The 26,458-nt window shown below is 38.6% G+C and carries 12 protein-coding genes; 7 read left to right on the plus strand and 5 right to left on the minus strand.

The window, feature by feature from the left end:
- Positions 1–14 precede the first annotated feature (14 nt).
- The 3 genes from JEM65_RS10385 to JEM65_RS10395 all read right to left on the minus strand — a co-directional run bounded on the left by JEM65_RS10385 (position 15) and on the right by JEM65_RS10395 (position 6,629).
- Positions 15–1,559 (minus strand): RagB/SusD family nutrient uptake outer membrane protein, encoded by a 1,545-nt coding sequence (locus JEM65_RS10385; protein WP_199599157.1) that lies wholly within the window; start codon positions 1,557–1,559, stop codon positions 15–17.
- A 20-nt stretch (positions 1,560–1,579) separates the two neighbouring features.
- A complete protein-coding gene (locus JEM65_RS10390) occupies positions 1,580–4,675 on the minus strand; it encodes a SusC/RagA family TonB-linked outer membrane protein (protein ID WP_199599158.1) in 3,096 nt (1,031 codons plus the stop codon).
- A 259-nt stretch (positions 4,676–4,934) separates the two neighbouring features.
- Positions 4,935–6,629 carry a tetratricopeptide repeat protein gene (locus JEM65_RS10395; protein WP_199599160.1) on the minus strand — a complete coding sequence of 565 codons (1,695 nt, stop codon included), beginning with the start codon at positions 6,627–6,629 and terminating at the stop codon, positions 4,935–4,937.
- 213 nt (positions 6,630–6,842) lie between these two features.
- On the opposite strand from JEM65_RS10395, the gene JEM65_RS10400 reads away from it, so the two are divergent.
- The 7 genes from JEM65_RS10400 to JEM65_RS10430 all read left to right on the plus strand — a co-directional run bounded on the left by JEM65_RS10400 (position 6,843) and on the right by JEM65_RS10430 (position 23,320).
- Positions 6,843–8,846 carry an MGH1-like glycoside hydrolase domain-containing protein gene (locus JEM65_RS10400; protein ID WP_199599162.1) on the plus strand — a complete coding sequence of 668 codons (2,004 nt, stop codon included), beginning with the start codon at positions 6,843–6,845 and terminating at the stop codon, positions 8,844–8,846.
- Positions 8,847–11,873, plus strand: a complete 3,027-nt coding sequence (locus JEM65_RS10405) for an aminotransferase class III-fold pyridoxal phosphate-dependent enzyme (protein ID WP_199599163.1) — start codon at positions 8,847–8,849, stop codon at positions 11,871–11,873.
- A 133-nt stretch (positions 11,874–12,006) separates the two neighbouring features.
- Positions 12,007–15,141 carry a glycoside hydrolase family 2 TIM barrel-domain containing protein gene (locus JEM65_RS10410; protein WP_199599164.1) on the plus strand — a complete coding sequence of 1,045 codons (3,135 nt, stop codon included), beginning with the start codon at positions 12,007–12,009 and terminating at the stop codon, positions 15,139–15,141.
- Positions 15,142–15,363: 222 nt separating this feature from the next.
- The gene (locus tag JEM65_RS10415) at positions 15,364–16,422 is read left to right on the plus strand and encodes an efflux RND transporter periplasmic adaptor subunit (protein WP_199599165.1); all 1,059 of its coding nucleotides are present in this window, start codon (positions 15,364–15,366) and stop codon (positions 16,420–16,422) included.
- Between the two features lie 8 nt (positions 16,423–16,430).
- Entirely contained in the window at positions 16,431–19,520 is a 3,090-nt protein-coding gene (locus JEM65_RS10420) for an efflux RND transporter permease subunit (protein ID WP_199599166.1), read from the plus strand.
- On the plus strand, positions 19,507–20,826 hold the full coding sequence (locus JEM65_RS10425; RefSeq protein WP_199599167.1) for a TolC family protein: 1,320 nt from the start codon (positions 19,507–19,509) through the stop codon (positions 20,824–20,826). Before JEM65_RS10420 ends, JEM65_RS10425 begins: the two co-directional genes overlap by 14 nt.
- A gap of 475 nt (positions 20,827–21,301) precedes the next feature.
- Positions 21,302–23,320, plus strand: coding sequence for a protein-disulfide reductase DsbD family protein (locus JEM65_RS10430; protein ID WP_199599168.1), 2,019 nt, complete (start codon positions 21,302–21,304; stop codon positions 23,318–23,320).
- A gap of 77 nt (positions 23,321–23,397) precedes the next feature.
- Here JEM65_RS10430 and JEM65_RS10435 read toward each other — a convergent pair whose 3' ends face one another.
- On the minus strand, positions 23,398–25,638 hold the full coding sequence (locus JEM65_RS10435; protein ID WP_199599169.1) for an FUSC family protein: 2,241 nt from the start codon (positions 25,636–25,638) through the stop codon (positions 23,398–23,400).
- Positions 25,639–25,804: 166 nt separating this feature from the next.
- Complete coding sequence (locus JEM65_RS10440; protein WP_199599171.1) at positions 25,805–26,371, minus strand: hypothetical protein; 567 nt, start codon at positions 26,369–26,371, stop codon at positions 25,805–25,807.
- Positions 26,372–26,458 lie beyond the last annotated feature (87 nt).

A 26,458-nucleotide genomic window follows, 5' to 3' on the forward strand; every position in this document is an offset into this window, starting at 1 on the left:
TGAGTTTCACTAATTTAATTTATGGCAGAGTTTGTTTGAATCTCTGACAATGGTATTGGCAAATAGGCATGAGAAGCGGCACTGAAATTTTGTCTTCCTGCAGCTTGCATTGCTTGGTCTAACATATTCCATCTTCGCAAATCAAAAAACCGAACAGATTCTAATGTCAACTCCATGGTTCGTTCATGCATAATTTGCGTTTTAACATCTGCTTGAGAGGTCGCAGTTATTGGAGGCATGTGGCCATGAACTGCTCTCACGTTATTTATGATTGTAATGGCTTGAGGTGTAGCGCCCGTTTCATTCAAAGCTTCGGCATACATTAGTAAAACATCAGCATAGCGCATTAATACCACATTAACACCAACATAACTATTATCCCGAACATAGTTGGGTAACCATTTTCTAAAATAAACGGCATCATCATTTGTGTTTGTATAAGTTTCCATCATTAAGGCATCCCATGTGCTGCCCTGCATTTGATTGGTGTTGGAGTTATTGTAATAAGGATCTCTAAAGTAGAGCGAGCCATATAGTCTATTGTCATATAGTCCATTGCTGGCAACCATGCCTTCGCTTTTCATTTCGTTTACAACATCCTGGGTAGCTGCAATACCGCCCCATCCACCAATGGACCAATCTCCTACAAAAGCGTGCAATCGTGTTGAATTGTTTGATGTGGCATCTGCGGTTTTAAATTGCAGTTCAAAAATGGATTCCTTATTGTTTTCATTTTCACCATTAAATAAACTTGAAAAATCAGGTTCTAACGTATAAGTACCTGCTGCGCCTTCAACAATTGGCTTAAATGCCAGTGCCGCATTTTCAAAATCAGAGGCTTCAGATGAGGTAGCATCTCCAGCCTTATAGAGATACGCTTTTCCTAAATAGGCTAGGGCAGCTCCTTTGGTGGCTCGGCCAGGTTCTGTATTGTCTACTGTTTGTAACATCTCGGCAGCCTGTTTGAAGTCGCTAATAATCACTTCCCAAGCTTCCGGTCGAGAGGATAGGGGCTTATCTAAGGTTTCATTGGATATCAATTCAGTCCTTACAATTATTTGCTCATAAAGTGTTAACAACTTGAAGTGGTAATAGCCTCTTAAAAAAGTCGCTTCTCCTATGATTTGCTTTTTCTCCGCATCTGAAATCTTGTCAGAGGACATTGCTCCAACTTTAGCAATGACTTGATTGGCAAAATTTAATCCTTTGTAATTCGTGGTCCATATTACATCTAGAAAAGTATGACCATTGGTATAATTAAAATTGAATATAGACATCCAATGCGCATAATTACTCGCATCTGGTCCAGGTAAAGCATAATCAGATCTGAAATACTCAATCACTGGCCGTCCTTCCTGCCATCCATCCCAAAAATTACTTCTGGATTCCAATTCAGAATAGGCTGCTACTAAACCCGACTGCGCATCTTCTGCATTTCTCCAAAAACTGACAGAGGTTAATTGATCTGCAGAGTTTTGTTCCAAAAACTCGTCATCACTGCATGATGTTATAGTTGTTACTATTAATGCAACTAAAACTATTTTATATACGTTTTTCATGTTGTTATATTTAGTAATTTTTAAAATGCTAATTGTACTCCAAAAATTATCGATTTATATTTCGGATATAGATTATTATCAATCCCTCTTGAGAGTACATTTCCACCAACTTCTGGGTCTAAGCCGCTATAATTGGTAAATGTAAACAGGTCCTGACCAGTAAGGTAAACCCTGAATTTATCCAATTCTAAAGATTCAAGCACGTTACTAGACAATGAATACCCAATTTGTATGGTCTTGATTCTTAAATAATCGCCATCTTCCAAAAACCGGGTCGAGGCTCTACTGTTTCTGTTAGGGTCGCCCAATACGGCTCTTGGAATGTTAGTATTCGTATTGGAAGTTGTCCAAGCGTTCGCAGCTTCAGCTCTAAAATTCCTTCCAGTGTCTAAACTTAATAATCTGAAATCATTACCGTTATATATTTTGTTGCCACCTACACCTTGGAAAAATATATTAAAATCAAAATTTTTATAATCTGCAGAAAGGCTCATGCTATATTCATATTTAGGAATTGCGGTACCTTGGTAGGTTTCATCTTTAGCATCTATTTTACCATCACCATTTTGATCTACAAATCTAATATCTCCAGGAGCGGCATCTGGTTGTGCACCGTGAGAATCTATTTCTGCTTGTGTTTGGAAAATTCCATCGGCCACAGGTAAAAAATAGGCTCCAGGTTCATAACCTACTTGCGTTTGGTTCACAAAATGATCTGATCCAAACAATAGACCTATCCCATATAATTTTTGATCGGCGTTACTTAGTTTGGTGACCTCACTATTAATGGTGGTAAAGGTTCCAAAAACCGAATAACCAAATTCACCTTCCTTATTGACATAGCCCAATTCTAATTCCAGCCCGTTATTTTCAAATTCACCAACGTTTACAGTAGGATTGCTAACACCGCTCGATGGGGAAACCTCCTTTGTAATAAGCAAATCTTGGGTTGTCGTTTTATAGTAGTTAATAGCACCTTTTAACTTATTGCCCAATGAGGCAAAGTCGATTCCGAAGTTTGATGAGGTGTTGGTTTCCCATTGTAGATCGTCATTTTGTAAATCGCGGGCGATACTTCCTAAATATGAGGTTTGTGGATTGCCGAATACGTAACCGCCATTGCTTCTGTCTTTTCCTTGGGAGATCAGCGCGATATAATCAAAGTATCCTAAAGCACTATCATTTCCAGCCTGTCCCCAGCTGTATCTTAGTTTTAAAAAGTTAAAAATGGTTTGATCCTTCATAAAATCTTCATCCGTTATCTTCCAACCAGCCGCTAAAGAAGGAAAAACTCCGTATTGATTGTTCTTGCCAAATCTTGAACTGCCATCCCTACGGACACTCGCTTGAAATAAGTAGCGATCATTGTAAGCATAATTAACTCTTCCAAATTGTGATACCAATGCATATTCGGTGTTTGTGCCTTCGGCAGAATATGTGCCGTCGCCAAATGCATTCAAAGTGTTGAAACTCGGATCTAATATTGTAGCTGGTATTTTATCGCCGTTCTCATCAAATTTAAAACCTTCTGCTTGTACATAGGTTTCCTTAAATGGTTCGGAAATCCTTTGGTAACCTGCCAATAAATTAATAGAATGCTTAGCTACTTCAAATTGGTAATTGAGCGTATACTCTTGATTTATCCTTCTAAATTGACTGTTGTACTCTGAAACAAACGCATATTCATTTTGAGGATTATCGTCAATATCCCTTACTTGAAATGGAGGATGAAAAGCATAGGTATAATTGTCTCTGTTGGATAGAGAAAAGTTTGCGTTGGCGTGTAGCCCTTCAATTATTTCATAATTAAAACCGACATTCCCTAAAAAATATTTCATCTTGGTGTACCCATCAATGATGGCATCTTCTCCCACTGGATTTCTATGGTCAGGTAAATCGCCACTTCTATAGCCATATCCTGAAGGTTTGGAGGCATCTAAAACAGGTATTAAAGGCGATATAAAATACGTTTCTCTAAGTGAAAATTTATAATCTTCTTGTTTTGTTTCACTGTAATTTAAACTGGTATTAATTTTTAATTTTCCCTTCGTAGAGGCAATGTTCGCATTGATGCCTTTTTTGGAAAATCCAGATCCTATTAAGATTCCTTTTTCGTCAGCATAACTGCCTGCAACGCTATAGTTAATATTGTCAGAGGCCCCACTTACCCGAACATTCAACAAATTTAATTGACCAGTTCTGTGAGTTTCATCAACCCAATTGGTATTTACATTGGGCGGATTTTGGACATACTGGGGCAGATTGGCACCTGCATTCTCATACATCTGCTTATGTACGGAAACGTAGCCGTCGGCATCTAACAACTTCATGTCTTCTCTTGTTGTATTGGTGCTTAGGGAACTTTCTATCTCAATTTTTGTTTTACCTACTTTACCTTTTTTTGTGGTTATGATAATAACTCCATTGGCAGCTCTGGTGCCATAAATAGCGCCAGAAGCAGCATCTTTTAATACTTCTATGGACGCAATATCATTTGTATTTAGAAAATAAGGATCAGCTTGCACGCCATCAACAATATAGAGCGGTTGATTATTTCCAAAACTCCCAATGCCCCTAATGGTAATATCTGACGTAGCGCCGGGGCTTCCAGATGAAGATGTTACCGTAACACCTGAAACTCTCCCTTGAAGTGCGTCTACCGGATTTGTGGTCACCACTTTAGTCAGATCTTCACTTTTAACGGAACTTATGGCTCCAGTGACATCACTTTTCTTTTGGGTACCATAGCCAACAATGACGACTTCGTCCAGATCTTCAGCACTCTCTTGTAGAGATATATTAATGATAGATTGGTTGCCTACCGTAATTTCCTTAGTTGAATATCCTAGGTAGCTATATATTAATATGGTTTGACTGTTTGGTACTTCAAGGAAATAATTGCCGTCAAAGTCAGATTGTGTCCCAACGGTTGGCGTACTTTTAATGACCACCGTTGCTCCTGGAACAGGATTTCCAGCACTATCTGTAATCGTTCCTTTTATCAAAATGCCTTGAGAATAGGAGTTGGTCATAAATCCAAAAGATACCACTGCAAAAAGTGCTAACAACAGACCTTTAAAAGTGTGCCTTGGATTTTTTGATTGTTTTTGTTTCATATTAAGAAATTCTTTGTTAGTTAGCTTAAACTTTATTTTAACTTAAGTTTAAGAATACCAAATATGAAATTAATTAGAGACAAATCATTAGAAAGCACCTTTACTTGACCTTTACAATCTTTGAAAAATTTAATTGATGAAGCTTTTTTTAAGGATGACTAAAGTGTTGTAAACCCTTGATTTTATAGGGATAAGTGGATTATTTGATCGTGTTGTAAAATAAACAAGAATGAATATGCATCGGAACCAACCTTAAAACTTAAATATTTTCCAGAAAATTAACCAGGTTGTCTTTTTGATCCAAACCTAGTTTTTTTCTTAATCTATGCCTTCCAATTTCTACAGAATTTAAAGAGATGTTATTGATGTTGGCAATTTCTTTGGAGCTGAGTTTGAGTTTTACCTGTACGGCAAGTTGAACATCTTTGTCTGTTAGGTGCGGAAATTCTTCTTTGATTTTAAATAAGAAATCGCTTTGTAAATTTTCTATATTGGCATGAAACCGTTGAATGTCTTCATTAAAGTCAAATTTAAAAGTGTATTCTTTAATAAGACTGTCAATATTTTTTTTGAGTTCTTTTAAATCGGTAAATTTTAGATTTTTTAAAGACTTGGTGAAATCCTTATAGATTGAGGTGCGCTGTGAAATAAACAAGGCCAGATTTGTAAGCTCCTTTTGGCGAAATTCTAATTTATGTTCAAGATTCTCGCGTTCTAAATATTGTGTTTTTAATTTCTCTTTGGATAGTTTGTGGCTTTGCAAGTAAATTGCTTTCTTCTTTTTTATGTTGTTCCAGAGCCCTCCAATTATAAGCATGGCAATAATTGCCAACAATAGAGCACCAATCAATAGGAAGTTTCTTTTTTGTGCTTCTAAATGTCGTTCTTGCTCCAATAATTTAATTTCGTTTTCGCGTCGTTCTGCCTCGTACAAAATTCTCATTTCGGCGAGTCTTTCGCTTTCAGTACTCGAGAAAATCTTGGAGGATTCTTCTATGTATTTCTTGTAGTAGCTAAAGGACTCCTTGTAGTTGTGTATGGCTAAATAATAATCAGACATAATTTTATTGTTCTCTAAAATTAATTCCTTGTTATTAGTTATGGTTTGAATAATCATTCTGGATTCTTCCAGCAATGCATACGCTTTGTCAAAGTTTTCGAGCATTAAATGAACAATAGATAGTTCATGGAGGATATATACTTTTTTGTGTTCAAATTTAATTTCATTCGTAATCTCCAGCGCCGACTCTAAGAACTTTATGGCTAAGCCAAGGTCATTGATTTTACGATAACAAATGCCCATATTAGTCATGGCCTCGGCAATCCTGTCCTTATTATTAAGTGTTTCAATAAGTTCTAAGGATTTCTTAAAAAACGATAATGCTAAATTGCAATCGCCTTTCCCTTCATGAATTAGCCCTATACTGTTGTAACTGTAGGCAATGCGCTGTTTGGAGCCTATTTTCTCGTGTATTTTCAATACTTCGGTATGATATTCCAACGCTTTGTCAAAATACCCGATGTCATAATACAACCAGCCGAGCGTGCGTAATGTAAAGGCCAAATCATAGTCATTACCAATTTCTTTACGGATTTCTAAAGACTGTAAACCGTATTGCAGCGCTTTATCGAAAATAGCATTAAACAAATAACCTTGGCAGAGATTTATGAGTGCTAAACCTTCTTGCTCTTTTTGATTGAATTCCTTAGAGAGTTGTAATGCTTCAGAGGCATATTCTATGGTTTTGTCGGGATTGATGGACCAATAGATCTCTGCAATCCTATTGAGCAAGCCGATTTTATCGGCGCGTGTTACCGTAGGTAAGACGGTTAATAAACTATCCAGCTCAAGTTGTGAGTCTGCTGGATTTTCATCCCAGATATTCGTTTGAGCCTGAGTTGCAAAACAGAGGCACATAAAGGTAAATAGAATAACATATGTCAATTTCGTCATGAGTCGGAATTTATAAGCAACAAGGTTATGCTCTATCGTCAGAAAGATTTGCATGATATCAAATATCGTCATTATTAATTTATATATTTTTCTAAAACCTACATTTGTAAGGTCAAGTAAAGGTGAGTTTTGAATAAATTCCAATAAAAATCCGAAATTTGTTTGCTTAGAATTTAATAGTTTCAAATGGTAATAAAGATGTATCTAATAAAAATGATTAAACACTTATTTGTCTTCGGGTTGATGCTTAATTTGGGTTGCAATACTTCAAAAGAGTCGCAAAAAACGGAGGATACAGCTAGTTTCTTAAATTTTAGTAAAAATAGTTTAGATTATCACAGCACACCAAAAGATGCTAAAGATAGATCGGGATTAATGTTCTCTGATCAAGGCGCTTGGTTTGCCTATGGACAGCCAAAGGAATCGAAGGCATCCATTGGCTTTTCAGGGCCTTTTTTAATGACCCAGCAAAACGGTGTTTGGTTAAGTGTTTCTTTTATGGGGGCTACCATTAAGGTGGACGATACCTTTGAGCCGTTAACGACCGAATCATCCCATAGTTATGCCAGTCATCTGGAAAATTACTATTCTAGTAAAAGATTATCTATACAAGACCTATTAGTTTTTAAAAATGGGCACACGGCTTTAGTACAGACCAAAATAAAAAACACGGGTGATAAAACTATCCATGTAGAACTGCTTTGGGAAAATACTCCAATTTTAATTGATGGCATTTCCTTATCACAAAAAGATCACACTATCACGGTTAATTCTACAAAAACCAATGCCAAAGGTTATCTTACTTTTCCAAAAGACATAAAGATAGAGTTGGTTGATAGCTTACAGTATAAAGCAAAAAACGTTTTAACCCTGAAGCCCAACGAATCTAAAGAAATAATAGTGGCGCAGACCTTTATTTTTCCTGAATATTCTTGGGACGAAGAAAAACAAGGCATAGCCAATGTGAGTTTTGATTCGGTTTTTAGTGCTCGAAAAAGCGAAAAGAACGGTCAGTTAAAATCAATAATTGAAAACAGGAAACCGGAGTTTATGGATGATAAATATGCTGAGGTTTTGGCCAAATCACATTTAACCTTGCAAAATAATTGGCGTATTCCTGCTGGGGAGCTTACTCAAGAAGGTTTATTTCCCAGTTATCATTATATAGGATTCCACGGATTTTGGGCTTGGGACTCTTGGAAACATGCTGTAGGATTGTCGTATTATGACCTAGATCTGGCAAAGAATCAAATGCGGGCCATGTTCGATTTTCAAAGTGATGATGGATTTATAGTCGATTGTGTCTTCCGAGATACCACAATTGAAGCTCATAATTACCGAGATACCAAACCGCCACTTTCGGCGTGGGCGGTGGCTAAAATTTACGAAAAAGATAAGGATGTCGAATTTGTAAAAGAGTTGTATCCAAAACTAAAGAAGTATCACCAATGGTGGTACGCCAAACGCGACCACGATCAAGACGGATTGTGTGAATATGGTTCTACTGATGGAACTGTAATTGCTGCAAAATGGGAAAGCGGAATGGATAATGCCATTCGTTTTGATCATTCCAAAATTCTCAAAAACGGAGAAGGTGCGTATTCCTTAGATCAGGAAAGTGTTGATCTAAACGCCTATTTGTACGCTGAAAAACTATATTTAAGTGAATTGGCAGAGGTCATCAATAAGTTAGAAGATGCGAAATTCTATAAAAATGAGGCTGAAATACTAAAAGATAAAATCCAACAGCAATTTTATGACCCAGAAGACGGTTGGTTTTACGATACCACTATTGATGGTAAAACATTTATTAAAGGTGAAGGCAGTGAAGGCTGGACTGCACTGTGGGCAAATGCAGCCACGCAAGAGCAAGCTAATGCCGTAAAACTTAAAATGATGGATCCTGAGAAGTTCTATACCAAAGTTCCGTTTCAAACCATGAGTGCAGATCACGAAAAATTCAATCCGCTAAAAGGCTATTGGAGAGGGCCAAATTGGTTGGATCAGGCTTATTTTGGAGTTGAAGGCTTGCGCAATTACGGCTTTTATACGGAGGCAAATCAAGCTACAACACAAATTATTGACGGTGCCAATGGTGTTTTAGGAAAAGGACCGGCAATTCGTGAAAATTACCATCCGATAACGGGAGAAGGTTTAAATGCCCAAAATTTCAGTTGGAGCGCAGCGCATCTTATAATGCTATTACAAAATGACTAAATGAAATACAACAACTTAAAAATATCAAACCAGCAAGCGGAAGACATCCTCCTTAAGCTTTACCGTATACAGGGCAATGCAACAGAACTTCCTGGCGAATTGGATTTTAACTTTAGAATTAAGGAGGATCCTGCCCAGGGTTACATTCTGAAAATTTCGCGCCCCAACGAAAATGAAGACTATCTCGATTTTCAACAACAACTATTGCAGTTTGTTGCAGACAATGGGCAACATGTTATAGCACCCAAAGTGATTTCTGATGTCGAAGAAAATTCCATTTCCAAAATCACTGATAATTTCGGAAACAAACGTCATGTACGCTTGTTAAGCTGGGTTTCTGGACGTGTTTGGAGTGGCGTAAATCCGCAATTAGACGATTTGCGTTATAGTTTGGGCCGGCAATGCGGGTTATTGACTCAAGCGTTACAAGGGTTTGACCATAAGCAAGCACATCGCACTTTTGATTGGGATGTGGCGCAATCTCTTTGGACAAAAGCACATGTGGAATTGTTTCAGGATGAAGAAAGAGAAATTCTTGAATATTTTCAAAATCAATTTGAAAAGGCCCAAGACACCTATTCAAAATTAAGAAAAGCAGTGGTTCATAACGATGCCAACGATAATAATATTATCGTCTCATCAGATTTAATGGAGCCTAAAGTTGAAGCCATCATAGATTATGGTGATGCTGTTCATACCCAGATAATTAATGATCTTGCCGTGGCTTGTGCCTATGCCATAATGCATCATAACGATCCGTTGGAAGCGGCTTTGCCTATTGTTAAAGGGTATCATTCAACTTTTGCCTTAGAAGAGGAGGAGTTAATTCATTTATATAATGCCATTGCCATGCGGCTGGTGATTTCAGTGACAAAATCGGCCCTCAATAAGATAGAAGAACCTGATAACGTCTACTTATTAATCAGTGAAAAACCAGCGTGGGAAGTTCTTGGAAAATGGCGTAATATCAGTCCGGATTTTGCCCATTTTAGTTTTAGAAATGCCTGTGGGTATGAGGCGCTTCCTAATGCAAAGTTGTTTAAGAAGTGGGCTAAAAAACAAAGATTTAAACTTAACCATCTGTTTCCTACTATTCACAAAAAAGAAACGCATCATCTCGATTTAAGCGTGTCGAGCAAATGGATTGGTCACCAAGAAGATTTTAATGATTTGGATCTTTTTGAGTTTAAAATCAATCAACTTCAAAAGAAACATCCAAAAGAAATTATCGCTGGTGGTTATTTGGAGCCACGGGCTTTATACACTTCGGATGCTTTTAGTAATATAGGGAATTCGGGAAAAGAAAATAGAACCATCCATTTAGGTGTCGATTTCTGGTTGCCTCATGGTACGCCTGTTCATGCTTTGTTAGATGGCGAAGTGGTGATTGCCGTAAACGATGCTGGTAATAAAGAATATGGTGGATTGGTGATTTTAAAACACCATACCGGCACTTTGGAATTCTATACGCTTTATGGACATTTATCAGTAACGGGCGCTACAAAACATCAGGCGGGAGACCTTATAAAGAGAGGCGATAAAATTGGCGAATTGGGAACTTCAGATGAAAACGGCAATTGGGTGCCCCATCTTCATTTTCAGGTGATGTTGTCACTTTTAGATTATAAAAATGATTTCCCCGGTGTTGCTTATTATAATCAAATAGCTGTATGGAAAAACATTTGTCCCAATCCGAATGTATTATTTAAATCCGAAGCGCTTCAAAAAACTGTTAGCACTTCCAATGACGAATTAATCCACTATAGAAAACAACATTTAGGTAAAAGTTTAAGTCTGCAATATAAAGAGCCCGTCAAAATGGTCCGTGGTGCGGGTCAATATCTAATGGATCAGTACGGACGCAAATATTTGGATACCGTTAATAACGTGGCACATGTAGGCCATGAAAATTATAACGTGGTCAAGGTGGGTCAAGAACAAATGGCTTTGATCAATACCAATTCGCGCTATTTGCACGACAATATCAACGCCTTGGCCCAAGAGCTTATTGAAACCTTACCACCCGAATTAAGCGTGTTGCATTTTGTCAATTCGGGCAGTGAAGCCAACGAGTTGGCCATTAGAATGGTTAAAGCGGCAACAGGAGAACGTGACATTATTGCGAGTGAAGTAGGTTACCACGGCAATAGTAATATGTGCATTGACATCAGTTCTTATAAGTTTGATGGAAAGGGTGGAAGCGGTGTACCAGAACACACTCATATTTTTCCATTACCTGATGCGTTTAGAGGAAAATTTAGAGGTGAGGACAGCGCAGAAAAATACGCGGACGAAGTCCAAAAGCAAATCGATGCGATTCATAAAAAAGCTCGCGGTGTTGGTGCATTCATCATAGAACCTATTATCAGCTGTGGCGGACAAATTGAATTGCCCGAGGGCTTTTTGGCAAAAGCCTATGAAAAGGTAAGAGCCGCAGGCGGCATTTGTATTTCTGATGAAGTACAAACAGGGTGTGGCAGAATGGGAAAAACATTCTGGGGCTTTCAATTACATGATGTCGTTCCAGATATTGTCACTATTGGCAAGCCATTAGGTAATGGACATCCCATTGCAGCAGTGGCGTGTACACCTGAAGTTGCGAATAAGTTTGCGAATGGAATGGAGTATTTTAACACTTTTGGAGGTAATCCCGTATCCTGTGCTATTGCTACTGAAGTGTTACGTACCGTAAAACGTGAGAACTTACAGGAAAATGCGCTACAAGTTGGAACATTCTTAAAAGAAGAACTCCATAAGCTGGCTCAAGAATTTCCAATTATCGGTGATGTACGAGGACAAGGTTTGTTTCTTGGGATTGAATTGGTGGACGGTCAAATGACTCCATTAGCAGCCCAAACCGATTATTTAGCAAATAGAATGAAAGACCATGGTATTTTAATGAGTACCGATGGTCCCGACCATAATGTATTGAAAATTAAGCCCCCAATTATTTTTACCAAAGAAAACGCCGAAGAATTACTCCTTTATCTAAGAAAGATATTAGCGGAAGACCTCATACGATTTTAAATTTATTCAAAAAGGAACGCGCACGTCAACAGTATAATCGTCCAACGGAATGCTAGTTTGTGCACGAGCATACCCTTTGGCAAATATTAAAAAAACCACTCTTGCTGTCATGGCAGGCAATTAAAGTAAACACATGAAATTAAAATTATTCAGTGCCCTTGTTTTATTTATACTGATGGGTTGTAAAACAGCATCTCTTTTAGAAGTACCACAACAAATCTCTCATTTTAATCATAAAGTATTTGAAGACCATAAGCTTCCACCCAGAGCAACCTATTTCGGGTTTGAATCGGCTGATCTTATAGAAAAGGAAAGCTCAAAACGCTTCTTGAGTTTAAACGGACTGTGGAAATTTAATTGGGTAAAAGACCCAAAAATAAGGCCCACCACATTTCAAAATGTCAATTATGATGACTCCGAGTGGGCCACAATTCCCGTTCCGGCCAATTGGGAATTGGAGGGGTACGACTACCCAATTTATTTAGACGAGCGGTATCCGTTTACTACAAAATGGCCAGATGCACCAACAGATTATAATCCTGTAGGTACCTATAGAAAAGAGATTACCTTAAATAAAGAGTTTTTATCTGAAGATGTCATCTTGCATTTCGCCGGTGCCAAATCGGCAATATATGTGTATCTCAACGGCCACTATGTAGGCTATTCCCAAGGCAGTAAATTGCCCGCCGAATTTAATATCACCAAATATCTAACAGCGGGAAAAAACATGTTGGCTTTGCAAATGTTCCGTTGGAGCGATGCCAGTTATTTGGAAAGCCAGGATTTTTTACGAATGAGTGGTATTGAGCGCGACGTCTATTTATATACGCAACCAAAAGTAACTATTGCTGATTATCATGCCTACACCAATTTAGATGAAAGCTACACCAACGGGATTTTTAAAAATACGGTGTCAATAGCCAATCATTCACAAAAACCGGTTAAAAGAAAAGTGTCTGTAGAAGTTTATGACGGGGTAACATCAAAATTCACAGATTCTAAAATTTTAGATATTCCAGCGAATGAAACTGTACAATTTTTTTCAGAAAACAGCTTTGAAAATGTAAAACAATGGTCTGCCGAACAGCCAAATTTGTACACCTTAAAAATAGTTTTAGAAGATGAAACAAATTCGAAAAACGATCAATTTATCACAAGAAATGTAGGTTTTAAAAGCGTAGAGATTAAAAACTCTCAAGTTTTGATCAACGGAAAGGCCGTTTATATTCGTGGGGTCAACAGGCACGAAACTGATCCTTTAACGGGGCACATTGTATCACGAGAATCAATGGAAAAGGACATCCAGCTGATGAAACAAAATAACATTAATGCGGTGCGTTCTTCGCATTATCCCAATGATCCGTACTGGTTAGAACTCTGTGATACTTATGGATTGTATGTTGTAGACGAAGCAAATATTGAAAGCCATCCGTTAGCCATTGATAAAAAAACCCAAATAGGTAATGAAATGAGCTGGTTGCCAGCGCATGAAATGCGTACACAACGCATGTATTACCGCGATAGAAATCATGCATCAATTTATTCATGGTCCTTAGGAAATGAAGCTGGAAAGGGTGAGATTTTTAGAACCACATACCAATGGCTTAAAGCACAAGATGATAATCGGATTGTACAATACGAACCTGCAGGAAAGGAAGATTATACAGATTTGTACTGCCCGATGTATCCCAAGCCAGAATATCTGATCAATCACGGACAGTCTGATTCTGACAAACCTTCCATAATGATTGAGTATGCCCATGCCATGGGCAATTCGGTGGGCAACTTGCAGGATTACTGGGATATTATTGAAACCTACCCTAATCTTCAAGGCGGTTACATTTGGGACTGGGTAGATCAGGCCTTAGAATATAAAGATGTAAATGGCAACCCGTATTTTGCCTATGGGCACGATTATCATCCAGATTTACCAACAGACGGAAACTTTTTAAATAATGGTTTGGTAGATCCTCATCGTGTGCCGCATCCACATTTAACCGAAGTAAAAAAAGTTTATGAACCCGTACAGTTCAACTATTTGGGCAATGGTATCATAGAGATTGAAAACAAGAATTTCTTTAGTGATTTTTCCGATCAAACCATTTCCTGGAAGCTATTTAAAGATGGAAAAGAAGTGGTTCAGGATGATACTATTTTAGTCGATGTAAAACCTCAAGCAATCACTCAATTGAAGCTTCAAAAGTTTCCAAGTTCATTGGCTGCCCAAAATGAGTTTTTACTTCAAGTCAGTTTGATTCAAGAAGAATCGAAAAATTTAATCCCGAAAGGGCATGAGGTGGCATGGGATGAGTTTTTACTTCAAAAGGGGAAAGTTGATCAATTGATGCCATCTGAAGGACAAGCTCTCGAAATCATCGAAGATAGGGACGTTGTTACGATTAAAAATGAGCTGGTCGCCCTTCAAATTAATGCAAATTCCGGAGAAATTCAATCGTGGATCTACCAAGGTAAGCGCATCACCAACGAAGCCATCCGTCCAAATTTCTGGAGAGCACCAACTGATAATGATTTAGGGAACAATATGCATCAATGGGCTAAAATCTGGCAAGACGCCACTTATAATTATAGTTCCAAGTTAGTAGGAAGTCCTGTGATGTCAAAAGCGGGTGTTTCGTATAAAGTCGATTATATCTTGCCAAATGATGAGGCAAAAGTAGAAGTGGATTACACTTTAAAAACAGATGGGAGTATGAATGTCAATTATAATTTTTCTCCTAACCAAAAAGATCTGCCAAACATTCCGCGTTTAGGGTTGTACATGACCTTACCAAAAGGTTTTTCAGAAGTGTCCTGGTATGGAAAAGGCGCAACAGAAAGCTATTGGGACAGAAAAACAGGGGTTAAAACGGGTGTGTATTCCGGGAAAATTGTAGATCAGTTTGAAAGATACCTTCGTCCTCAAGAAACTGGAAATAAAACAGATGTTCGCTGGGTTATCGTTTCATCGCCACAGCTGTCTTTAAAAGCCACAAGCTCAATTTTACTCAACACCAGTGTTTGGCCATTTGATATGACCGAAATCGATTTTAATAGTGAAGATGCCAGCGCATCGGCTTCTGGTTTAGTGCCCGTGACGAAAAAACATGGTGCAGATATTAAAATAGGAGAAACGGTGCAGTGGAACATTGATTATCTGCAAATGGGAGTTGGGGGGGATACCTCGTGGGGTAGACTAGTGCATCCAGAGTATACCATTCCGGCAGATAAGAACTATAACTATACATTCACTATAATACCATTTGACTAATTTTATAATTGCTTAGAAATGTTGTTTAATAGTAAAAGCTAGCAGATTTGATTCTTCTAAGAACGGACGGACTTGATATTTAATTATTTAGAATCGAGGTTGATTCCGTAGGGATAATTTGTTAATTACTGTTAAAAAAAATCGAACACTCAGCGTCTTTCACATTAAAAAATTAGATTTGTCTATACAGGAAGTATCCTTAACTACTAGACAACTCTTTAAATGAAAAAAAGATACATCTTTTTCACGCTTCTGGTCTTCGGCATAATTGCACTCATTGCCTATAGAATAAGTACTAATTCAAAAATTAACAGTCCGAAAGATGCACAAAAGACACCCAGCATCATGGGTGTACAAGGACAGGTGCTTAAAGCGGAAAAATTTGCCGATAATTTAACCCTTTCTGGGACGTTAGAACCAAATGAAGAGATTGAATTGCGAAGCGAAATTTCTGGGATTGTAGAGCGTATCAACTTTAAAGAAGGTGCAAAAGTATCTAAAGGACAAGTACTGTTTCAGGTGAATGATATTGAACTCCGAGCACAATTATCTAAAGTAAAAACAGCACAACAACTGGCTTCAGAAAACCAACGCAGGGCGAAGTTGTTATTAGACAAACAAGCTATCAGTGTAGAAGAATATGACATGGCCAATGCCGATTTTGAATCGGCGAAAGCAGAATCACAGCTCATAGCCGCTCAATTATCAAAAACTACCGTTCGTGCGCCATTTTCGGGCACAATTGGGCTACGGTCCATTTCCAAAGGGACGTACGTCACGCCGGCCACGCCAATTGCCAATTTGGTCAATACAAGTCAGCTGAAACTTACGTTTGCCATTCCCGAAAAATATGTTTCGCGCATGAATGTTGGGAGTGCCCTTACCTTTACGACTTCCAATTCAAAAGAAGAGCACGGCGCCAAAATCTACGCTATTGAACCGCAAGTGGACATTGCCACGCGGACCTTAAAGATGCGTGCCCTTGCCGAAAATAAAGAAGGAAAACTCTACCCAGGAACCTTCGCAAACGTCACGTTGCCTCTAGAAACTGTTGATGATGCCTTGTTAGTACCTACAGAAGCATTAATTCCCATTCAAAATGGTAAAAAAATATTTGTTTTAGATGGCGGGAAAGCAAAAGAAGTAGTGGTAGAAACCGGTGCCAGAACTGACAGTATGGTGCGGGTGCTTTCTGGAATTAAAGTAGGAGATACCATACTGACTTCAGGTGTGATGTCACTCAAAAATGGAACGCCAGTAAAAGTGAACCTTAAGAATTAATAAAGCTAATGAGTTTATCCACCTTAAGTATTAAACGTCCTGTATTAGCCATTGTGATGAACTTGGCCATCATGCTCTTCGGGATTATTGGCTATACCTATCTTGGGGTCAGGGAATTTCCTTCTATTGATCCTGCGCAAATATCCGTCAGTACGAGTTATTCTGGTGCAAATGCTGATATTATTGAGTCGCAAATTACTGAGCCTCTTGAAAAATCCATCAATGGTATTGATGGCATCAGAAATATAACGTCTTCCAGTAACCAAGGTTCTAGCAGAATTAGTATTGAATTCAATCTCGATAAAAATCTTGAGGAAGCGGCTAATGATGTGCGCGACAAAGTCTCTCAGGCCGTAAGAAGTTTGCCTCAGGATATTGACGCCCCACCAGTAGTTTCAAAGGCCGATGCCGATTCTCGGGCAATTATTTCCATGACGGTACAAAGTGATAATAAAAATATATTAGAACTTACGGACTATGCTGATAATGTGCTTGCACAACGTCTGCAAACCATTCCTGGAGTAAGTAGTGTGCAAATATGGGGGCAACGCAGGTACGCCATGCGCATGTGGATTGACCCTATTAAACTGGCATCTTATGGTGTGACAGTTTCAGAAGTGAGACAAGCTTTATTATCTCAAAATGTCGAATTGCCATCAGGAAAACTCACGGGAGCAAATACAGAGCTGACCGTAAAAACCATCGGAAACCTTACTACAGAGGAAGAATTCAACGACATTATTATTTCGTCAGAAGGCGGCAAAGTGGTCCGTTTCAGTGATGTTGGAAACGCAACCTTGGAAGCCGAAAATATGGAAACCAAATTGAGCGATTCTGGGCAACCTATGGTAGCACTGGCCATCGTGCCGCAACCTGGTGCTAATTACATAGCAATTGCCGATGGTTTTTATGAGGAATTTGAAAGGCTAAAGGAGGATTTACCAGAAGATTTCAAATTAAACGTGGTTATAGACGACACACTTTTTGTAAAACGCTCCATCATTGAAGTGGTAGAAACCCTCGCCATTACTATTGTATTAGTGATTTTAGTTATCTACTTCTTTTTTAGAAACTGGTCCATGGCCTTGCGTCCCCTCATTGATATTCCCGTGTCTTTAATCGCGACGTTCTTTATCATGTGGATGTTCGGGTTTTCCATCAATGTATTGACGCTCTTGGCTATTGTATTGGCCACCGGTTTGGTGGTTGATGATGGGATTGTGGTTACTGAAAATATCTACAAAAAAGTGGAAGAAGGCATGTCGCCTATTGAAGCGGCCATTAAAGGGTCCAACGAGATTTTCTTTGCGGTTATTTCTATTTCTGTAACCTTGGCGGCGGTGTTCTTACCGGTGATTTTCTTGGAAGGGTTTGTGGGACGACTCTTTAGGGAATTTGGCGTGGTGATAGGTGCCGCCGTGCTGATTTCGGCATTTGTGTCGTTGTCATTAACCCCGATGCTGAATGCTTATTTGATCAAACCAGGTAAACAGAAACGCTCAAAATTTTACCAGTTTACGGAGCGGTATTTTGTAAAAATGAACACTGCCTATGCGAGCTCTCTGGGGAATTTTATGCAGAAAAAATGGTGGAGTTTTCCAATTTTAGTAATTTGTTTTATCATGATAGGGTTGTTTTATAGTTTACTTCAAAAGGAAACCGCACCTTACGATGACAGAAGTTATATTCGTGTGAGTGTGACGGCTCCAGAAGGCGCATCCTATGACTATATGGATCGGTTTATGAATGAAATGACTGATTTGATCAACGATTCCATTCCTGAAAAGAAAGTGAGTTTAATTATTACTTCGCCAGGTTTTGGATCATCTTCTGTAAATAGCGGTCGTGCCATCATTTCTTTGGTAGATCCAAGTGATCGTGATCGGTCGCAGAAAGAGATTGCTGAAGATTTAACCCGTTGGACTAAAACCTTCGAAAATGCACGTTCAAGTGTGTCTGAAACGCCAACCATTGCCGTCAATAGAAGAGGAGGGATGCCGATTCAATATATCATTCAAGCCCCTAATTTTGAAAAGTTAAAGGAAAAGATTCCTGAGTTTATGGAAGCGGCGGAAAGTAATCCAGTGTTTGCAAATACCGACGTCGATTTAAAATTCAATAAACCTGAAATTTATGTGACTATAGATCGTGATAAGGCAAAGAGTTTAGGGGTCTCCGTGTTGGATGTGGCACAAACGCTGCAATTATCCTTAAGTGGCCAGCGTTTTGGGTATTTTATGATGAATGGGAAGCAGTATCAAGTGATTGGTCAATTTGATAAAAAAGATCGAAATGCTCCAATGGACCTGAAATCCATGTTTGTTAAAAATAATAAAGGACAACTCATTCAAATGGATAATTTGGTCACTACAGAAGAGCAAAGTAGTCCGCCGCAACTCTACCACAACAACCGTTATATGTCCGCCACAGTGTCTGCAAGTTTAGCGCCGGGCATGAGTATCAATGATGGCATTGAAGCCATGGAAAGTATAAAAGCCCAAGTTTTGGATGATTCCTTTACGACAGATTTAGGAGGAGAGTCTCGAGATTTTGTTGAAAGTAGTTCCAACACCTTATTTGCTTTCGGCTTGGCATTACTGCTCATTTTCCTGATTTTGGCAGCACAATTTGAAAGTTTTATAGATCCCTTCGTCATTATTCTAACCGTACCTATGGCCGTTGCCGGTGCCTTATTTTCGTTATGGCTATTTGGACAAACTTGGAATATTTTTAGCCAAATTGGTACCATTATGTTAATTGGTCTCGTCACCAAAAACGGGATCCTAATTGTGGAGTTTGCCAACCAGCTCCGGGAGGAAGGTATGGATAAATACGAAGCCATTATGAAAGCGTCAGAATCGAGATTACGCCCTATTTTAATGACCAGTTTAACCATCGCTTTAGGTGCCTTGCCAATTGCGTTGTCTATTGGTGCCGCTTCAACAAGTAGAATAGGTATGGGGGTTGTGATTATTGGTGGGACTATGTTTTCGCTTATTTTGACCTTATTTGTTATACCATCAATATATATGATGTGGTCTCGAGAGAAAAAACACCATCCAGAATTTGATAAAATTGATAGTTATGAAACCGAATAAACTATGGTCATTAGGTCTTAGTATATGTTTGGGGATGTTGTCCGTCCAAATCTATGCCCAAGACGTGTTGACGCTTGAAAAAGCGGTAGAAATTGCTCTAGAAAACAATTACGAGATTCGTTTGGCAAAAAATGATCTGGAAGCAGATTCTTTAGGCGTGAGTCCAGGTTTTGCTGGAATGTTGCCCAGAGTCTTTGCGCAGGCCAGCACCAACAATAGCGCCCAAAATATTTCCCAAACCCGTTCTGATGGCAATGTAATTCAATTGGATAATGCCAAAAATAATAACCTCAGTTATGGTGTAGGTTTAGATTGGACCATTTTTGATGGTTTAGGAATGTTTGCGCGCTACGATCAATTGAAGGAACTTGAAAAATTAGGGAAAGCTCAACTGCAAACCACATTGTTGGACAGGGTAAGTGATGTGATGATCACTTATCATGATTTGGTGCATCAACAGCAACAGCTCACCGCATTGGATAGTACCTTGGTTATTTCTAAACAGCGCGTAGAATTGGCTGATAACCGATTCAGCATCGGGAAGTCCTCTAAATTAGAAGTGCTCAACGCCACGGTGGATCTCAATACCGATAGGACCCTTCAAATTAAACAGCTTGAGCTTTATGAAAATACTAAAATCAGGTTGAATGAGATTCTTGGTCGTGACACTGATATTGATTTTAATGTGAAGGATGAGGTGATCATTGCTACGGATTTGCAATTGGCAGAATTGGAACAATTAGCGACGACTCAAAATCCCGAACTACAAGCACAGCTCATCAATAAGCGCATTTCTGAATTAGAATTAAAACAGATTAGAGGCAATCGGTATCCAAGAATTTCTGCGAATACAAGCTATAATTTTAGCGATTCCGAATCGAGTTTAGGATTTGCCACAAAAAATAATGCACAAGGTTGGAACTACGGATTTGCAGCGAGTATTGATGTTTTTAACGGCTCCAATCAAAATCGGACTGAAAAAATAGCCAAGCTTCAAATTGAAAATGCTGATATCGGCATCAAACAGCAAACGCAAACCATAACATCGCAATTACACACCGCCTATCAAACTTATCTGACCAATTTGAGTTTGATTGAATTGGAAACAAGCAACGAAGATATTGCCAAAGAAAACCTTGACATCACTTTGGCAAAATATAAAATAGGAACCATCCCAACCATCGAATTTAGGACGGCGCAACTTAATTATATTAACGCCAGCTTACGGTTGAGCAATGCTATTTATCAAGCAAAGCTTTCAGAGATTACACTAAAACAATTGGCAGGTAACTTATCATTGCAATAATATATTTTGATGTATTATGTCCGATAAAGAATAAAGAATAAAGAACAAAGAACAAAGATTTGATTTGTAACTGACTGATAAACAGTGGTTATTCTAAATTAAATTTGCCAATCACTTTAAGTGAAATTGGTTCCAAAAACAAGGTGTCATTTTTAAGTTCTCGAACCAGATCATGCTTTAAGGGGGTTTATAAACTTTTTACCTGTTTTACTGGACACTGATGATTTTGATGTATGGTATTTGTAATCTTGAGGTGTTAATTTCTTATTAAAAGATGTGGAGATCCTGCTATCAAGATGGTCTTGAAGTTTCTTTTAATTACCTTTGCGGCTTGACATTTATATAAAAACAAATAGTTTTGGCATTTTAAAACAAGTGCTTTCCCTATTTATAGCGTCTTATAGATAAAGCACCTGATAAACAGACGATATTATTAGTTTAAATAGTGATAAATTCCCTAAGTAACCCCACCGTAATGAAAAATAGTTTTCTTTATTTTTTCTTTTTCACCTTATTTTTTACCACACAAGCACAAGTACTGGAACCTGTTAAATGGTCTACTTCCGTTGAAAAGATTTCTGATACAGAGTATGATTTGATTTCAACCGCCAAAATTGACCGAGGTTGGCATTTGTACTCTCAAAGCGTTCCAGAAAACGGACCAATAGCAACTGCTTTTACTTACGATCTTACAAAGGATGCTGAACTTGTCGGAAACACCAGTGAAGAAGAAGGGCGCACCGTTGATGATCCTATTTTTAATATGCGGATCAAGTATTTTGATGACGCTGCGGAATTTAGACAACGTATTAAAGTATTGAACAATGAACTGTCCATCGTAAAAGGTGAAGTTGAGTTTATGGTTTGTGATGATATGCGTTGCTTGCCACCGTCTTACATCGACCTAAATTTTGATTTAACCAAAGCCAAACAAATTTCTGAAGATAATACTAGTGCTTCTGAAACTGGAGGCATTATTGATTTTCAAAACCCAGTAAAAACAGATGCTGATAAGGACATTATCGTTACAGACAAACAAGAAAAAGAGTCTGATAATACAGGACTTTGGACCATTTTTATCTTAGGTATAGGTGCCGGGTTTATCGCCTTGTTTACACCATGTGTGTTTCCATTGATTCCGATGACGGTGAGTTTCTTTACCAAACAAAGCAAAAACAAATCTCAGGGGGTTAAGAACGCCATCATTTACGGGCTATGCATCATCATTATTTATGTTATTTTAGGAACAGGGGTGGTAGCTATTTTTGGGGCAAGTGCCATTAATGAGTTCTCTACCAGTGTCACTTTTAACCTATTGTTTTTTATTATCCTTGTAATTTTCGCCGTATCCTTTTTAGGGGCTTTTGAAATCATGTTGCCACAATCGTGGGCAAATAAAATTGATAGCAAGGCCGATAGAGGTGGGTATACGGGCATCTTTTTTATGGCGCTTGCACTGGCTATTGTATCCTTCTCCTGTACAGGTCCATTTGTAGGAAACATTATCGTGCTTTCAGCTACTAAAGGCGGACTTGCCCCAATGATTGGGATGCTAGGTTTTTCATTGGCACTGGCGCTACCTTTCGCTTTATTTGCTGCATTCCCAGGGTGGTTGAACTCCCTTCCAAAATCGGGCGGATGGTTGAATACTGTTAAAGTGGTCTTAGGATTTTTAGAATTGGCCTTTGCCTTCAAGTTCCTTTCACAAGCAGATTTAGTGTTGCAACTGCATTTCTTGGAACGTGAAGTATTCATCGCAATTTGGATCGCTATTTTTGGTGCCTTGGCGTTCTACCTCTTCGGAAAAATCAAATTGCCACATGATTCACCACTCACCCATATTTCTGTGGGGCGTTTAAGCCTCGGATTGATAGTATTGAGTTTTACCATTTATATGATTCCAGGACTTTGGGGTGCGCCACTTAACCTAATTAGTGCGTTCCCACCACCATTAGATTATGCGGAGTCGCCGTATGGTGTTGGTAATTCTAAAACTGGAGGAGGTGCTGTTTTAGGCGAGGCTCAAGAACTGCCTGATGGGGCACATCTATTAGCACCGCATCAAATATTGGCCTTTAATGATTATGACAAAGGCTTGGCCTATGCTAAAAAAGTCGGCAAACCTATCATGTTAGATTTTACCGGTTGGGCCTGTGTGAATTGCAGAAAGATGGAACAGAATGTTTGGCCTGATGATCAGGTGTTGAACATGCTAAAGAATGAAGTGGTGTTGATCTCCTTATATGTGGACGATAAGCGTAGACTTGAAGAGGATGAGGTCATAGAATCTAAATTACGACCAGGTAAGCAACTAAAGTATATCGGGCAAAAATGGAGTGAATTCCAAACCATACGCTATAAAACCAATACGCAACCTTTTTATGTGCTTATTGGTCATGATGAAGAAAATCTTAATGACCCTGTAGGGTATACGCCAAATGCTCAGGAGTATTTAGAATGGATGAAAGAAGGTGTTGGGGCATTCAAAGAGTAATCTTACTGGTCAAGAATTATAAAAAAAATCCACTTCAGATAAATGAAGTGGATTTTTTTGCTTTCTAAGGTTTGGCTTTATATAGCCTCATGATATTTTAAAGTCGCTTTTTCTAAGTTCTCAGAAAGTGTTTTTAACCATACCAATTGGTTGGCAATTAAATACGCCTCTTGGAGGTTATGAAGTGTTTCTGTATCCAATTCTGTTTCCCCTTTCAGTATGTTGGCATCTCTTGTTTTCGATAAGCTGTGATAGGATTCCATAAGTTTGTCCTGGGCTTTTTCTATATCAATAGTTGTGGTTTCACAGTCAATTGGCGTATCATTTAAAATTGAGCAGGAGGATTGGAGCGTGTTAGCAATCCTTAAAATAAGGGCATCAAATTCTTTTGAAGCCGGGGTGGTTTGATGATTGATTATAAAACTACCAATAGAGGCAATTGCAGAAACCATCGTCTGATTTAAGGTCACCATCCCATAAATAAGCTGGAATTCCTTTTGTTTTGATTTTGGATCTTGTGTCAATCGTTGAAACGCCGAATTTAAATTACCAATCGCTAAAAAAGCTTCCTTACGGGCGAGTTTATAAGCGAGTTCATTCTCGGTTTTGTCATGATATAAATTTTGGGTTGCTATAAGATACTTTTGGTTCTTGTTAAGGGCATCTACAAGCACATTCTTTAAATTTAAAGCTTCCCAACTAGGCCATAACATATAATTGGCAATCACCGCAATACTTGCACCGAGTATGGTATCAATTACTCGATATTGGATGACTTGGAAAGCATCCGGATTAATAAGCGAATAGACAAACACAATATTGATGGTAATAAAGACGGCTGACGATTTATAATTCTGCTGTACTAAAGAAAAGGCTAAGGTGAGCGATATGATAGCCAAAACAGCATAGATTATGACGTTTTGGGTGAGTAATACAATGCCGACTGCAATAGCAGCTCCAATTAGGGTGCCGACAATCCGGTCTTTAGAACGTTCTTTGGTCAACCCATAATTGGGGCGCATAATGACGATGATGGTGAGCAGAATCCAATAGGTGTTTCGAATATCCAACAGCGTGCCTAATATAAAGGCGAACACCATAGCAACGGTAAACCGAAGGGCATGTCTGAACAAAGTAGAATTTAGACTGAAATTTTGAAGAATCACGTTTAAACGGTACTCTTGAAGGGTTAAAAACTGACTGGTATCCTGACGTTTTAAAGACACTTTGGAAGAGTCTTTAACATTCGCCATCACCCGACGGATGGCTCTCACTTCTTGCGCAATATGTTCTTGATAATCATATAGGTTCCGAAGCACCAAGGCCCCTTCACGTGCTTTGGGAAGCTGAACATCATCAATATATTGTCTGATATTATCCTTTACTTTAGACAGCGTATTCAATAGAATATCCTTATCGGACACTTTATCATTTTTGATCAGCAAGTCTGATAAAGTCATCAATTGGCTGCCCATGACTTTATTCAGGTTTTTGGACGCTCTCAGATATTTCCGATCCTTAAACAGGCGGTCCATATCATTGTAATCTAAATTTTTGGCCTCAATAAGTTCAAAAATATTGACTGATGAAATAAAGATTAGCAGGTGCTTTTCATCATAATGTGAACGCCCTGAACGTTTCCGTTCCAAAAAGAGCAATTCTCTTAAAATTTCATGCTTTTCATTAATCTGACTTTGCAGCACAAAGGCTTTCTGCATCAGCTCTTGGCGTTTTGTTTTCTTGGTCAGCAAACGTGCGCGCAACTGAAGGTATTCTCCAGTAAGGGTGAGCGTTTCAGATAAAAACTGAACTTCATCTTTTTTAGGCGCCAACTTTCGAAACACATAAGATATCAGCAGATACCAAAGTCCACCGCATCCCAACAAAAGCACATGACTAAAAATCTCCGATGCTGTTTCTTTTTGGACAGCAAAAGCCAGTACCATAGCTAATAATCCTGAAAAGGATACTAACGATGCTCTAAACCCATAAACGGATATCAAGGATATGAAAAATGAAATGGCTGCCAATACCACAATGAGAAGTGGGAGGTAGGGTTTACAAAATAGAATGATGGTAAATATCAGCATGGTCAATACCGTACTGATTAAAATAGCGTTGACTTTCCGCTTTAAACTTCCGGGAATATCTCCTGGCGCATTCAAAAAAGCACCCATAACAATTGGTAGAGCGTAATCAAAATTTCCAATAAAATAGAATAGGATCAATGGTGTGACCACAGCAAACGTTAAGCGGACACCTCTATAAAAATGAGAGCTTTTTAAAAATATTTCTATGGTTTTAAGATATGCTTTCAAAGTTGGTTTTTAGTAGTACAAAGGTATACTAATTGATGCGCTCCTTATAAACTAAGATTATTTTAATGTTATGCAATTTAAGAATATCAGATTTAAAAAACCACTTCTGGTAGGGAAGTGGTTAGTTTAGATCGGCAGTTTTAAAAGTCAAACATGTGATTTCAGCTTAGTCTTCCGTTCCCCAAGGTGCACTAGGCGTTTCCACTTCCTTAGTCAGGTCGAATTTCACAGAAAACAATCGGTCAGTGCCTATGCGGCGTAGGTTGTAGGTAAATGAGGTGTCATCCACAGTAATCCACCATACATTATTCGCGGCATGGGCTAACAAATCAGCGGTAAATTGATCCGCAGGAAAAAACTGAATATCCGCTCTTCCTGTATTTGGGCTGAGTCCGCCGTATTGCGTAACGTCATCATCAGAGTCGTCAGGTTTTCTATGATCGTGCTTTAAAAGAATCAAATTATTTGCGCCCTTAGTCAGCACCCATGTTCTAGATTTGTCCTCCCCAACAAAAAATGGAATTCTAATCTCATTGGCATCACAAGCACGTATATGCATGACTAGCTTCTCGCCAGTAAAACCATCGCCCTCTTTTCCGCCGGCAATGATTTCGCCTAGATAAGATTTTCCACAGTGATTCTTTAAGGTATCCCAAAATTGAACGGATCCAGGGGGCTCCTGCGCTAACAATTGCAGCGGTAAGACCAGTAACATAAGTAAAATTTTTTTCATAGTTCCAAGATATGTATTTATTTGTGAAATGTATCTTCTTTCCAGTTCCTTAGATTGTTTAAAATGTAATTAGTGCTTGGTCGTAAA

Origin of the sequence: Gelidibacter salicanalis, from assembly GCF_016469035.1 — a bacterium.
Taxonomy (GTDB): domain Bacteria; phylum Bacteroidota; class Bacteroidia; order Flavobacteriales; family Flavobacteriaceae; genus Gelidibacter; species Gelidibacter salicanalis_A.

Bases quoted from the DNA above. Each gene is read 5' to 3' on its own strand.
- JEM65_RS10385 (WP_199599157.1), bottom strand. From the start codon at position 1,559: ATGAAAAACGTATATAAAATAGTTTTAGTTGCATTAATAGTAACAACT.
- JEM65_RS10390 (WP_199599158.1), bottom strand. From the start codon at position 4,675: ATGAAACAAAAACAATCAAAAAATCCAAGGCACACTTTTAAAGGTCTG.
- JEM65_RS10395 (WP_199599160.1), bottom strand. From the start codon at position 6,629: ATGACGAAATTGACATATGTTATTCTATTTACCTTTATGTGCCTCTGT.
- JEM65_RS10400 (WP_199599162.1), top strand. From the start codon at position 6,843: ATGATTAAACACTTATTTGTCTTCGGGTTGATGCTTAATTTGGGTTGC.
- JEM65_RS10405 (WP_199599163.1), top strand. From the start codon at position 8,847: ATGAAATACAACAACTTAAAAATATCAAACCAGCAAGCGGAAGACATC.
- JEM65_RS10410 (WP_199599164.1), top strand. From the start codon at position 12,007: ATGAAATTAAAATTATTCAGTGCCCTTGTTTTATTTATACTGATGGGT.
- JEM65_RS10415 (WP_199599165.1), top strand. From the start codon at position 15,364: ATGAAAAAAAGATACATCTTTTTCACGCTTCTGGTCTTCGGCATAATT.
- JEM65_RS10420 (WP_199599166.1), top strand. From the start codon at position 16,431: ATGAGTTTATCCACCTTAAGTATTAAACGTCCTGTATTAGCCATTGTG.
- JEM65_RS10425 (WP_199599167.1), top strand. From the start codon at position 19,507: ATGAAACCGAATAAACTATGGTCATTAGGTCTTAGTATATGTTTGGGG.
- JEM65_RS10430 (WP_199599168.1), top strand. From the start codon at position 21,302: ATGAAAAATAGTTTTCTTTATTTTTTCTTTTTCACCTTATTTTTTACC.
- JEM65_RS10440 (WP_199599171.1), bottom strand. From the start codon at position 26,371: ATGAAAAAAATTTTACTTATGTTACTGGTCTTACCGCTGCAATTGTTA.